The organism is Siccibacter turicensis LMG 23730 (assembly GCF_000463155.2).
GTDB lineage: Bacteria > Pseudomonadota > Gammaproteobacteria > Enterobacterales > Enterobacteriaceae > Siccibacter > Siccibacter turicensis.
Window position 1 is genome coordinate 173,316 of record NZ_AWFZ01000028.1, and the last position, 12,676, is coordinate 185,991.

Below are 12,676 nucleotides of genomic sequence, written 5' to 3' on the forward strand. Positions count from 1 at the left end.
CTCAGGATATGACGCAATTTGATTTCGCAACGCCGGTGGACCGGCACGGCACCTGGTGCACCCAGTGGGACTACGTCGCTGACCGTTTCGGCGCGCCCGACCTGCTGCCGTTCACCATCTCGGACATGGACTTCCCCACCGCGCCCTGCGTGCTGGCGGCGCTGACCCAGCGCCTGGCGCACGGGGTGCTGGGCTACAGCCGCTGGAACAACAGCGACTTTAGCGGTGCCATTGCCCACTGGTATCAGACGCGCTTCGCCACGCTGGTCGATCCGGACACGCTGGTGTATGGCCCGTCGGTGATCTACATGGTGTCCCGGCTGATTTGCCAGTGGTCACAGCCGGGGGATGAGGTACTGATCCATACCCCAGCCTACGATGCTTTCTACAAGACGATCGAGGGCAACGGCCGCCGCGTGATAGCCCAGCCGCTCACCTGCGAGAACGGTGGCTGGCGCTGTGACATGGCAAGCCTTGAGGCAGCGCTCGCCAGACCGGCGTGTAAGATCTTGCTGCTGTGCAGCCCGCACAACCCGACCGGCCACGTCTGGCACCGGGAGGAGCTGGAGCAGATGGCGAGCCTGTGTGAGCGTCATGGCGTGCGGGTCATCAGCGATGAGATCCATATGGATATGGTGTGGCGCGGCACCCACACGCCCTGGAGCGTCGTCGGACGCGGGAGCTGGGCGCTCCTCACCTCGGCCTCGAAAAGCTTCAACATTCCGGCGCTGACCGGGGCGTACGGGTTTATCCATGACGCCGGGGCGCGGGATGCGTACCTGACGACGCTCAAGGGCCAGGATGGCCTCTCCTCGCCCGCCGTGCTGGCGCTGGTGGCGCACATTGCCGCCTATCGGGAGGGCGCGCCGTGGCTGGAGGCGTTGCGCAACTACCTGATGGCCAACCTGCAGTACGTCGCAGACAGCCTGAACGGCGCGTTTGCGCAACTCAACTGGCAACCGCCTGCTGCGACCTATCTGGCGTGGATCGATCTGCGTCCGCTGGGGCTTGACGATGCGGCGCTGCAACAGGCGCTGATCGCGCAGCAAAAAGTGGCCATCATGCCGGGATATACCTACGGAGCGGAGGGAAAAGGTTTTCTTCGCCTTAACGTTGGCTGCCCGCGGGTGAAACTCGAACAGGGCGTTGAGCGCTTAATCGCCGCAATTCGTTCACTAAATTAACAATTAGGGGCATAAACGCCCCTTTTTGTTGCGCAACGTAGCTTTTCAGACGGTTTTATTTTTATAATGGTCTGCACTTTAGGTAAAGAAAGAGTGCGACCATGATTGATTCCTCCCTGCCGTTAACCGACCTGCACCGCCACCTGGATGGCAACATTCGCGCCCAAACCATTCTCGATCTTGGCCGTCAGTACAACCTGGCGCTGCCCGCCACCACCCTTGAGACTCTGCGCCCTCACGTTCAGGTGACCGCCAGTGAACCGGATCTGGTGAGCTTCCTCGCCAAACTCGACTGGGGCGTGAAGGTGCTGGCGTCGCTGGATGCCTGCCGTCGCGTGGCCTATGAAAATATCGAAGACGCCGCACAGCAAGGCCTGCACTATGTCGAACTGCGCTTCTCGCCGGGCTATATGGCGATGACCCACCAGCTGCCGGTGGACGGCGTGGTGGAAGCGGTGATTGCCGGGGTGCGCGAAGGCTGCCGCGATTTCGGCGTGCAGGCGCGTCTTATCGGCATCATGAGCCGTACCTTCGGCGAAACTGCCTGTGAAATCGAGCTGGACGCCCTGCTGGCGCACCGCGACCATATCACCGCGCTCGATCTGGCGGGCGACGAGCTGGGCTTCCCCGGCAGCCTGTTCCTGCCGCACTTCAACCGCGCCCGCGACGCCGGCTGGCACATTACGGTTCACGCCGGTGAAGCGGCTGGCCCGGAGAGCATCTGGCAGGCGATTCGTGAGCTGGGCGCCGAGCGTATCGGCCACGGGGTTAAAGCGATTGAAGACCCGGCGCTGATGGATTTCCTGGCCGAGCAGCGCATTGGTATTGAGTCCTGCCTGACCTCGAACATCCAGACCAGCACCGTGGCGTCCCTCGACAAGCATCCGCTGAAGGTCTTCCTCGACCACGGCGTGCTGGCGACCATCAACACCGACGATCCGGCGGTTCAGGGCGTGGATATCATCCACGAATATCAGGTTGCCGCCGCGCAGGCTGGTCTGAGCCAGGCGCAGATTCGCCAGGCCCAGCAGAACGGCCTGACGATTGCGTTTCTCAGCGAGCAGGAGAAGCAGGCGCTGCGCGATTCAGTTCGCCGCGCCTGATGAAAGTCGGCTCAGGGTTTCGCCTGGGCCGTTTCTGTTGCGGTGCTGCGTCGGGCATAGCGCTGGGCCAGTACCGCACACACCATCAGCTGGATCTGGTGGAAAATCATCAGCGGCAGCACCATCACCCCCACCGCACTGGCCGGGAACAGCACGTTCGCCATCGGCACGCCGTTCGCCAGACTCTTCTTCGACCCGCAGAACACAATGGTCACTTCATCCGCGGTATTAAAGCCCAGCGCGCGCGCCGCCCAGGTATTGACCACCAGCACCACCGCCAGCAGCACGATGGAGAGCCCGACCACCACCAGCAGCGCCTTGCCATCAATCTGATGCCAGATACCGCCCACCACCGCTTCACTGAACGCGACGTAGACCACCAGCAGAATGGAGGAGCGGTCGGTCATATTGATGAGCTTCTTATGACGATCGACCCAGCGGCCAATCAGCGGACGTGACAGGTGGCCCACCACAAACGGCACCATCAGCTGGAGCACGATCTTGCCGATGGCATCAAGGGTATTAGTATCCCCCTGCTGCGCCTGCATTAACGCCCCCACCAGCACCGGCGAGAGGAAAATACCCAGAATGCTTGAGGCCGAGGCGCTGCAGATTGCCGCCGCCACGTTACCCTTCGCCACCGAGGTAAAGGCTATGGCCGACTGCACCGTGGCGGGCAGCGCGCAGAGATAGAGGAAGCCGAGATAGAGCGACGGTGGCAGCACCGAGTGCGGGATGAACTGCATCAGCAGGCCGAGCAGCGGGAACAGCGCAAAGGTGCTGATAAACACCACCAGATGCAGCCGCCAGTGCCCCATGCCGGCAAAGATCGCCTCGCGGGAGAGCTTTGCCCCGTGCATAAAGAACAGCAGCCCGATAGCAAACGTCGTCAGGTATTCAAACCCGGTTTTCACCCGCCCTTCGCAGGGGAAAAACGACGCGACGATCACCACCCCAATCATGATTAATAAAAACGTGTCTATCTTCAGACGCTGCAGCCAACGCATAGGGTATCCCTGTTGATAATAAAAAAGCCTACTCTGCCCTGGTCGGGCGCAATGATAAATATAACCTGCTATTAACATTCCGTTCGTTGAGCGACGGTTGAGCGAAAAAAAAAGGGCGTGCAACACGCCCCGTCGATACTGCCTCGCGCCGTCAGGCCAGCGACAGCGTGGATCGGTGCTTCGCCGACTCAATGCCCAGCTCAATCAGCTCCATAATGGTGATAGCCTGGCTGGCGGGGACCGGGTTCTCCCCTTTGCCGGTGAGCGCATCGCGGATCCCGGCGTAGTAAGCCGGATAGTTGCCCGGCACCGTCAGCAGGGTTTTCTCTACCATTTCCTCGCCCTGCGCCAGGGTCAGCATACCGTCGCGCATGTCGTAGCCCCAATCCGCCTGCGGCAGACGCTCCCCAGACTTGAGGCGATCCTCCTGGGGATCGAGCCCAAACTTCACATAGCTGCCCCGGGTGCCGTGAACGATATAGCGCGCCGACTCCGCCGCCGCCAGCATGGTGCCGTGCAGGACCACGCGCCGCTGCGGGTAGCTCAGCACCGCATGGAAGTAGTCGGTCGCCTGGGCGCCGGGACGCAGCTGGGCCAGATCCACCGACAGGCTTATCGGCAGGCCGAACAGGTTGATGGCTTGGTCGAGCAGATGGGGGCCAAGGTCGAACCAGATGCCGCTCCCCGGCCCGGCCTGCTCGCGCCAGCGGTTGCGCACCTGCGGACGAAAGCGGTCAAAGTGGGATTCGAAGTAAACCACTTCACCCAGCGTGCCGTCGGCCAGCAGGGATTTGAGGGTCAGGAAATCGCTGTCCCAGCGGCGGTTATGGAACACCGACAGCACCAGGTTGCTGCTTTTCGCCAGCGCATCCAGCTCGCGTGCCTGTGACAACGTCACGGTAAACGGTTTATCCACCACGACATGCTTCCCGGCCTCCAGCGCGGCTTTAGCCAGCGGGAAGTGGGTGTCGTTGGGGGTGGGAACCACAATGAGGTCGATATTGGGATCGTTAAAGAGCTGTTTCGGCTCGGATACCACCGGCACGGACGGCCAGTCGGCATGGACTTTTGCAGCATCGCTGCTGGAGATAGCGGCCAGCTCCATTCCCGGCGTGCCGGCAATCAGCGGCGCGTGGAAGGTTTTACTGGCGTAGCCATAGCCAATCAGTCCCACTCGGATGTTATCGCTCATAGAGATTCCTCTGGTCAGTAGACCGGGTTATTTCACACCAATCATCCTGATGTCTCAACAGATTATTACCGCTGCGTTACCGCCTGTGGTTTCATCTGAAAGACAAAAAGTGATCTGTCTCGCAACGCTGAAACCGGTTACGGAAACCGGTTGCGGTGTGCGGATCCGGCTGCCTACACTCGGACCATCACTACAACGCAAGGAGTCAACGATGTCGGGATTTCCACAGGATTTTCTCTGGGGTGCGGCCACGGCGGCATACCAGGTTGAAGGCGGACATGACGCCGATGGTAAAGGCCCTTCTATCTGGGACGTGTTCTCGCACCTGCCTGGCACCACCTGGCAAGGCACCAACGGCGATGTGGCGGTCGATCACTACCACCGCTTCCGGGAAGACGTTGCCCTGATGGCGGAGATGGGCTTGCAAAGCTACCGCTTTTCGCTCTCCTGGCCGCGCGTGCTCCCTGCGGGACGCGGTGAGGTCAACGAAGCCGGGATACAGTTTTACAGCGACCTTATCGATGCGCTGCTGGAACACAACATCGAACCGATGATCACCCTTTACCACTGGGATCTGCCCCAGGCATTGCAGGATGAGGGCGGCTGGGAGAGGCGCTCCACCGCCGAGGCGTTCCTTGAATATGCCCGGCTTTGCTATGCGCGCTTCGGATCACGGGTCAAACTCTGGGCCACCTTCAATGAAACCGTGGTGTTTATCGGCCACGGCTATATCACCGGCAGCCACCCGCCGGGAGCGCGGGATCCGGCGCGCGCGGTGCAGGCCTGCCACCATGTGTTTGTGGCGCACGCGCTCGCGGTAAAAGCGTTTCGCGACAGCGGCATTGCGGGCCAGATTGGCTTCGTCAACGTCTTACAGCCCCACACTGCTCTGACCGATAAGCCGGAAGACGTGGCCGCCAAGGCGCTGGCCGACGCCATCTATACCCACTGGCTGTACGACCCGGTGCTCAAGGGCGAATACCCGGCGGAGCTGGTGGCCCAGACCCAGGCACTGTGGGGCGTACCGCGCTACGCGCCGGGGGACGATGCCCTGCTGAAGGAGAACATCTGCGACTTTATCGGGCTCAACTACTACAAGCGCGAAACCGTCGCCGCCAACCCGGATGAAACCAGCCTGAAGGCCAACCACAGCGGCGAGCGCAACAGCGGGCATCAGTTTGGCTTTAAGGGGCTGTACAAGTTCGTCCGCAATCCGCAGGGCGTCTACACCGACTGGGACTGGGAGATCTGGCCGCAGGGGCTGACCGACGGCATCATGCAGATTAAAGCCCGCTACGGTGACGTGCCGATCTACATTACCGAAAACGGCCTTGGGGCAAAGGACCCGATTGTTGACGGGGAAATCGTTGATGACCCGCGCATCGACTATTTGCGCATGCATATTAAGGCTATCGAAACCGCCATCGCGCAGGGCGCGGACGTGCGCGGCTATTACCCGTGGTCGTTTATCGATCTATTAAGCTGGCTTAATGGTTATCAGAAACAGTACGGCTTTGTTTATGTGGACCATGCACACAATCTTGCGCGCAAACGTAAGAAAAGTTTCTTCTGGTATCAGGACGTTATCAAAAACAACGGCGTCTGAAGCCCGACCGCCCCACCAGGCGCCGCCCGGCGCCTGTTACCAAAACCTAAGGATTACTCTTAAAGTCTTTCCGCCCCTGTCTATTTTATCCTGCCTTTTGCGCTTTCCGTTTATTATTCGTTATCGCTAATTCAGCTACCCTGGCTGCTTTCTCATAAAGGAATAATCGCCGATGACGGTGCAGGACTATTTATTAAAATTTCGCAAAATAAGTACGCTTGAAAGCCTTGAAAAACTTTTTGACCACCTTAATTATTCCCTGACCGACAGTCAGGAGATTATTAATATGTACCGCGCCGCCGATCACCGCCGTGCGGAGCTGGTTTCCGGGGGAAAGCTGTTTAATATCGGCGAAGTCCCTAAGTCGGTATGGCGTTTCGTGCAATAAGCCGCGGTAGCATTTACTGAGAATTTCTTTATAATTCCAGCGCTCTGAATCGTTCGCACACCGTTTTATCTCTGGGGAGGCTGTATGACCACCACGCCGACAACGCGTATCGGAGGCTGGTTGCTGGCCCCTCTTGCCTGGCTTTTGATGACCCTGCTCAGCACCTCTCTGGGGCTGGTGGTGTGGTTTATGGCGCTGATGTCGCCCCAGGCGCATCAGGCATTAAGCGTGCAAAGTAGCCAAAGCGTCGTGATGTGGTATCTCTCGATGGCAAGCGCGGCCGCTATCTGGGCCTATACCCTGTGGCTCACCTTCGCGTTCTTTAAGCGTCGCGCGCTGGTGCGTAAGCACTACATTATCTGGCTGCTGGTGTGCGTGCTGCTGGCGCTCAAAGCGTTTGCCTTTTCACCCGTTAACGATGCCCTTGCGGTTCGCCAGCTGCTGTTCCCGCTGCTGGCCGCGGCGCTTTTTGCGCCCTATTTCAGGACGTCCCGCCGCGTCAAGGATACGTTCGTTAACGAATAATAACCTTACGGATTCTACGTTGTCGCCTTCGGCCAGATGCCGGATAATAGGCGGCTGCTTTTGTTTCAGGTCGACTAATGGCTGATTATCTGCTTCTTTTTGTTGGTACGGTGCTGGTCAATAACTTCGTTCTGGTGAAGTTTCTTGGCCTGTGTCCGTTTATGGGCGTCTCTAAAAAACTGGAGAGCGCCATTGGTATGGGGCTGGCGACCACCTTTGTGTTGACGCTTGCCTCCATTAGCGCGTGGGTGATCGATACCTGGGTGCTGATCCCGCTCGGCCTGGTCTACCTGCGCACGCTCGCCTTTATCCTGGTGATCGCCGTTGTGGTGCAGTTCACCGAGATGGTGGTGCGTAAAACCAGCCCGGCGCTCTATCGCCTGCTGGGGATTTTCCTGCCGCTCATCACCACCAACTGTGCGGTACTCGGCGTCGCGCTGCTCAATATCAACCTTGGTCACAACTTCCTGCAGTCTGCCCTGTACGGCTTTGCCGCGGCGGTGGGCTTCTCCTTCGTGATGGTGCTGTTTGCCGCCATTCGCGAGCGTCTGGCCGTGGCCGATGTGCCCGCGCCGTTTCGCGGCAACGCCATTGCGCTGATTACCGCCGGGCTGATGTCGCTGGCATTCATGGGCTTTAGCGGGCTGGTGAAAGCGTAATGAGTGCTGTCTGGATCGCGATTGCCGTGGTAAGCGTGCTGGGGCTTCTGTTCGGGATGATCCTCGGTTTCGCCTCGCGCCGTTTCGCCGCGGATGAAGACCCGATCGTCGATCGCATCGACGATATCCTGCCGCAAAGCCAGTGCGGCCAGTGCGGCTATCCGGGCTGCCGTCCTTACGCGGAAGCGGTCGGTAACCAGGGCGAGCACATTAACCGCTGCGCCCCCGGCGGTGAAGCGGTAATGCTGAAAATCGCCACGCTGCTTAACGTTGAGCCGCAGCCGATTGGCGAAGATGCCGCGGCCGCTGAGCCGGTAAGAATGCTGGCCGTCATCGATGAAGCCAACTGCATCGGCTGCACCAAATGTATCCAGGCCTGTCCGGTGGACGCCATCGTCGGTGCGACGCGCGCCATGCACACCGTTGTCAGCGATCTCTGTACCGGCTGCAACCTGTGCGTTGATCCTTGCCCGACCGCCTGTATTGACCTGCGCCCAGCGGCCCCGACGCCGGAGACCTGGAAGTGGGATCTGCAGATGATTCCGGTCCGCAATATTCCCGTGGAACACCATGTTTAAGTTATTTTCCGCATTCCGAAAAGAGAAGATCTGGGACTTCCACGGCGGCATCCATCCGCCGGAGATGAAGACCCTGTCAAACGGCACGCCGCTGCGTCAGGTTCCCCTGCCGGGCCGGCTGGTGATCCCGCTTAAACAGCATATCGGTGCCGAAGGTGAACTGTGCGTGGCGCCGGGCGATCGTGTGCTGCGCGGCCAGCCGCTGACCCGCGGGCGCGGGCGCATGCTGCCGGTACACGCCCCGACCTCCGGAACGGTGATCGCGATTGCGCCCCACTCTACCGCACATCCCTCTGCGCTGGCGGAGCTGTCGGTGATTATCGATGCGGACGGCGAAGACCGCTGGATCGAGCGCGACGCCTGGCCGGACTACGCCTCCCGCAGCCGCGAGGAGCTGATTGCGCGCATCCACCAGTTCGGCGTTGCCGGTCTGGGCGGCGCAGGCTTCCCCACCGGCAACAAGCTGGCGGGCGGCGGCGACAACATTGACACCCTGATTATCAACGCCGCAGAGTGCGAGCCCTACATCACCGCCGACGATCGGCTGATGCAGGACTGCGCCGCGCAGGTGGTGGAAGGTATCCGCATCCTGGCGCATATCCTGCAGCCGCGTGAAGTGCTGATCGGCATCGAGGATAACAAGCCGCAGGCCATTTCGATGCTGCGCGCGGTGCTGGGTGACGAATACCGCATCAAGCTGCGCGTGATCCCCACTAAATACCCTTCCGGCGGCGCCAAACAGCTCACCCAAATCCTTACCGGGAAGCAGGTGCCCCACGGCGGGCGTTCGTCCGATATCGGCGTGCTGATGCAGAACGTCGGCACAGCCTACGCGGTGAAACGCGCCATCATCGACGGCGAACCGCTGACCGAACGCGTGGTGACGCTCACCGGTGAAGCCGTGGGCCGTCCAGGCAACGTCTGGGCGCGTCTGGGGACGCCGGTGCGTCATCTGCTGGAGAACGCCGGATTTATTCCCACTAGCGAGCAGCTGGTGATCATGGGCGGCCCGCTGATGGGCTTCACCCTGCCGTGGCTGGATGTCCCGGTGGTGAAAATCACTAACTGCCTGCTGGCGCCGTCGGCAAGCGAAATGGGCGACACGCCGCAGGAGAAAGGCTGCATTCGCTGCAGCGCCTGCGCCGACGCTTGCCCGGCGGATCTGCTGCCGCAGCAGCTGTACTGGTTCAGCAAGGGCCAGCAGCATGACAAAGCCACCGCGCACAATCTGGCGGACTGCATTGAGTGCGGGGCCTGCGCCTGGGTCTGCCCGAGCAATATCCCGCTGGTGCAGTATTTCCGTCAGGAGAAAGCTGAAATCCGCGCTATCGCCGACGATGAGCGCCGCGCCGCCGAAGCCAAAGCCCGGTTTGAAGCACGCCAGGCGCGCCTTGAGCGTGACAAGCTGGCGCGAGCCGAGCGCCATAAAAAATCCGCGGTGCAGCCTTCAGGCGAAGATAAAGACGCGGTCAACGCCGCGCTGGCCCGCATCCGTGACAAACAGGCCGCCGCCGCAGAGCCTGTTAACGTGGTAGCCGGTGCGACACCGGATAACAGCGCGGTCATCGCCGCCCGGGAAGCGCGTAAAGCGCAGGCCCGCGCCCGTCAGGCTGAGAAAGCCCAGGCAGAGGCTGCCAGCGCCGCCGATCCGCGTAAAGCCGCGGTGGAAGCCGCCATTGCCCGCGCCAAAGCCCGTAAAGCGGCTGAGGCCGATAACAGCGTTGCTGACGCCCCTGCCCAGGCTAACGCCGGTGAGGCAGTTGACCCACGCAAAGCCGCGGTGGAAGCCGCTATCGCCCGTGCCAAAGCGCGTAAAGCGGCCCAGGCCGATAACAGCGTTGCTGACGCCCCTGCCCAGGCTGACGCCGGTGAGGCAGTTGACCCACGCAAAGCCGCGGTGGAAGCCGCTATCGCCCGGGCCAAAGCACGTAAAGCGGCCCAGGCCGCCGAGGCAGCGTCTGGCTCCGCTGAGGAAGTGACAGACAACGCAGCGGCGACAGACGCGATTGACCCGCGCAAAGCCGCAGTGGAAGCCGCTATCGCCCGTGCCAAAGCGCGTAAAGCGGCCCAGGCCGCTGAAGCAGCGTCTGGCTCTGCTGAGGAAGTGACAGACAACGCAGCGGCGACAGACGCGGTTGACCCACGCAAAGCCGCGGTGGAAGCCGCTATCGCCCGTGCCAAAGCGCGTAAGGCAGCCCAGGCCGCCGAAGCAGCGTCCGACACCGCGACGGAAGTGACAGACAACGCAGCGGTGTCGGACGCGGTTGACCCGCGTAAAGCCGCGGTGGAAGCCTCTATCGCCCGCGCTAAAGCGCGCAAAGCGGCCCAGGCCGCCGAGGCAGCGTCCGACACCGCGACGGAAAGTGCGGAGCAGGCAGCAGCCACGCCAACGGCGGCCGAAGTGGTCGATCCGCGTAAGGCTGCCGTCGAGGCCGCTATCGCCCGCGCCAAAGCCCGCAAGGCCGCGCAGGCGGAACAGGCGGCACGCTCCGCCACCGATGTGATCCCGCCAGAGGCAGAAGCCTCGGTCATTTCCCAGGTGGAAGCTGAGGATCCGCGTAAAGCGGCGGTTGAGGCAGCGATTGCCCGCGCCAAAGCGCGCAAGGCCGCGCTGGCGGCCAACGAATCCTCGGATGACAACAGCGACGCCGCAGACGCGAGCAGCGACGAAACACGTAAAGCGGCGGTGGCTGCCGCTATTGCCAGGGTTCAGGCACGTAAAGCCGCACAGAAAGTGGTTAACGAGGAATAAATGGTTTTCAGAATCGCAAGCTCGCCCTACACCCATAACCAGCGCCAGACCGCACGCATCATGCTGCTGGTCTGCCTTGCGGCCCTGCCGGGTATCGCGGTGCAGTGGTTCTATTTCGGCTGGGGCACCCTGGTGCAGACCGGCCTCGCTATCGTGGCGGCGCTGCTGGCGGAAAGTCTGGTGGTACGGCTGCGCAAGCAGAATGTCACCGCGCAGCTGCGCGACAACTCTGCGATGCTTACCGGGCTGCTGCTGGGCATCAGCCTGCCGCCGCTGGCGCCGTGGTGGATGGTGGTCCTCGGCACGGTGTTTGCGGTCATTATCGCCAAGCAGCTCTACGGCGGCCTGGGGCATAACCCGTTCAACCCGGCCATGATTGGCTACGTTGTGCTGCTGATCTCCTTCCCGGTGCAGATGACCAGCTGGCTGCCACCGCAGGAGATCGCCGCCACGACGCCGGGCTTTATGGATACCCTGGCGGTGATCTTCACCGGCCACACCGCGACGGGGCTGAATGCCGATACGCTGCGGGCAGGCATCGACGGCATCAGTCAGGCAACGCCCCTGGATACCTTTAAAACCGGTTTACGCGCCGGGCACAGCGTGGATGCGGTGATGGAGATGCCAATCTACCGCGGCGTGCTGGCCGGGGTCGGCTGGCAGTGGGTTAACGTCGCGTTCCTGCTCGGCGGCCTGTTTATGATCGGGAAAAACACCATTCGCTGGCATATCCCTGTGAGCTTCCTGCTGTCGCTGACGGTCTGCGCGACGCTGGGCTGGCTGTTCTCGCCTCAGACCCTGGCCTCGCCGCTGGTACACCTCTTCTCCGGCGCCACCATGCTGGGGGCGTTCTTTATTCTGACCGACCCGGTTACCGCCTCCACCACCAATAAAGGGCGTCTGCTGTTCGGTGCCCTGGCGGGCCTGCTGGTCTGGCTGATCCGCAGCTTTGGGGGCTATCCGGATGGCGTCGCCTTCGCCGTGCTGCTGGCTAACATGACCGTGCCGCTGATCGACTACTACACGCGTCCGCGCGTTTACGGGCATCGCTAATTATGGACATGCTGAAAGCGATTCAAAAACATGGCGTGACGCTGGCGATCTTCGCCGCCGCCACCACCGGTTTAACCGCGCTGGTCAATGAGCTGACCCGGACCACCATCGCCGGCCAGGCCGCCGAACAGCAAAAAGCCCTGTTCGACCAGGTGATGCCCGCCGATCTCTACGATAATGACCTGCAGCACAGCTGTTTTGTGGTCAACGACATGCAGCTTGGCAGCGGCAGCCACCGGATTTACGTGGCGCGCAAAGCCGGTCAGCCAACCGGTGTGGTGATGGAAGCCACTGCGCCTGACGGCTATTCGGGTGCCATTCAGCTGCTGGTGGGTACCGATTTTTCCGGCACCGTGCAGGGTACGCGGGTGACGGAGCACCACGAAACGCCGGGGCTGGGGGATAAAATTGAGCTGCGCCTGAGCGACTGGATCCTCTCCTTCAACGGCAAGCGTATTCAGGGTGCGGCGGACAGCAGCTTCGCGGTGAAAAAAGACGGCGGCCAGTTCGATCAGTTTACCGGGGCGACCATTACCCCGCGTGCGGTGGTCAACGCCGTAAAACGTGCCGGGCTGTACGCGCAAACGTTGCCCAACCAGCTTGAGCGCCTGCCGGCCTGCGAGGAGTAA

General features: G+C 61.5%; 12 protein-coding genes. 10 read left to right on the top strand and 2 right to left on the bottom strand.

What is annotated here, in order from left to right:
* The first annotated feature begins 8 nt into the window (after positions 1-8).
* Together DW58_RS05245 and add are read left to right on the top strand one after the other, a co-directional pair.
* Positions 9-1,184 (top strand): MalY/PatB family protein, encoded by a 1,176-nt coding sequence (locus DW58_RS05245; protein WP_024550350.1) that lies wholly within the window; start codon positions 9-11, stop codon positions 1,182-1,184.
* A 101-nt stretch (positions 1,185-1,285) separates the two neighbouring features.
* Positions 1,286-2,287: an adenosine deaminase gene (gene add / locus DW58_RS05250; protein ID WP_024550349.1), complete on the top strand. Its 1,002-nt coding sequence runs from the start codon at positions 1,286-1,288 to the stop codon at positions 2,285-2,287.
* A gap of 11 nt (positions 2,288-2,298) precedes the next feature.
* On the opposite strand, the gene DW58_RS05255 is transcribed toward add, so the two are convergent.
* Both DW58_RS05255 and DW58_RS05260 read right to left on the bottom strand, forming a co-directional pair.
* Complete coding sequence (locus tag DW58_RS05255) at positions 2,299-3,294, bottom strand: bile acid:sodium symporter family protein (RefSeq protein ID WP_024562439.1); 996 nt, start codon at positions 3,292-3,294, stop codon at positions 2,299-2,301.
* A gap of 151 nt (positions 3,295-3,445) precedes the next feature.
* Positions 3,446-4,486: an oxidoreductase gene (locus DW58_RS05260; RefSeq protein WP_024550295.1), complete on the bottom strand. Its 1,041-nt coding sequence runs from the start codon at positions 4,484-4,486 to the stop codon at positions 3,446-3,448.
* A gap of 211 nt (positions 4,487-4,697) precedes the next feature.
* On the opposite strand from DW58_RS05260, the gene DW58_RS05265 reads away from it, so the two are divergent.
* The 8 genes from DW58_RS05265 (at position 4,698) to rsxG (ending at position 12,676) form a co-directional block, all read left to right on the top strand.
* Entirely contained in the window at positions 4,698-6,092 is a 1,395-nt protein-coding gene (locus DW58_RS05265) for a glycoside hydrolase family 1 protein (protein WP_024550296.1), read from the top strand.
* 172 nt (positions 6,093-6,264) lie between these two features.
* Positions 6,265-6,480: a transcription modulator YdgT gene (gene ydgT, locus DW58_RS05270; protein ID WP_024550297.1), complete on the top strand. Its 216-nt coding sequence runs from the start codon at positions 6,265-6,267 to the stop codon at positions 6,478-6,480.
* A gap of 84 nt (positions 6,481-6,564) precedes the next feature.
* Positions 6,565-7,005: a DUF2569 domain-containing protein gene (locus DW58_RS05275; protein WP_024550298.1), complete on the top strand. Its 441-nt coding sequence runs from the start codon at positions 6,565-6,567 to the stop codon at positions 7,003-7,005.
* A gap of 77 nt (positions 7,006-7,082) precedes the next feature.
* Positions 7,083-7,664 carry an electron transport complex subunit RsxA gene (gene rsxA, locus DW58_RS05280; protein WP_024550299.1) on the top strand — a complete coding sequence of 194 codons (582 nt, stop codon included), beginning with the start codon at positions 7,083-7,085 and terminating at the stop codon, positions 7,662-7,664.
* Complete coding sequence (rsxB, locus tag DW58_RS05285; protein ID WP_024550300.1) at positions 7,664-8,242, top strand: electron transport complex subunit RsxB; 579 nt, start codon at positions 7,664-7,666, stop codon at positions 8,240-8,242. The genes rsxA and rsxB overlap by 1 nt, the downstream gene beginning before the upstream one ends.
* Positions 8,235-10,994: an electron transport complex subunit RsxC gene (gene rsxC / locus DW58_RS05290; RefSeq protein WP_024562440.1), complete on the top strand. Its 2,760-nt coding sequence runs from the start codon at positions 8,235-8,237 to the stop codon at positions 10,992-10,994. The genes rsxB and rsxC overlap by 8 nt, the downstream gene beginning before the upstream one ends.
* Positions 10,995-12,047, top strand: a complete 1,053-nt coding sequence (gene rsxD, locus DW58_RS05295) for an electron transport complex subunit RsxD (RefSeq protein ID WP_024550071.1) — start codon at positions 10,995-10,997, stop codon at positions 12,045-12,047.
* Between the two features lie 8 nt (positions 12,048-12,055).
* Complete coding sequence (gene rsxG / locus DW58_RS05300; RefSeq protein WP_024550072.1) at positions 12,056-12,676, top strand: electron transport complex subunit RsxG; 621 nt, start codon at positions 12,056-12,058, stop codon at positions 12,674-12,676.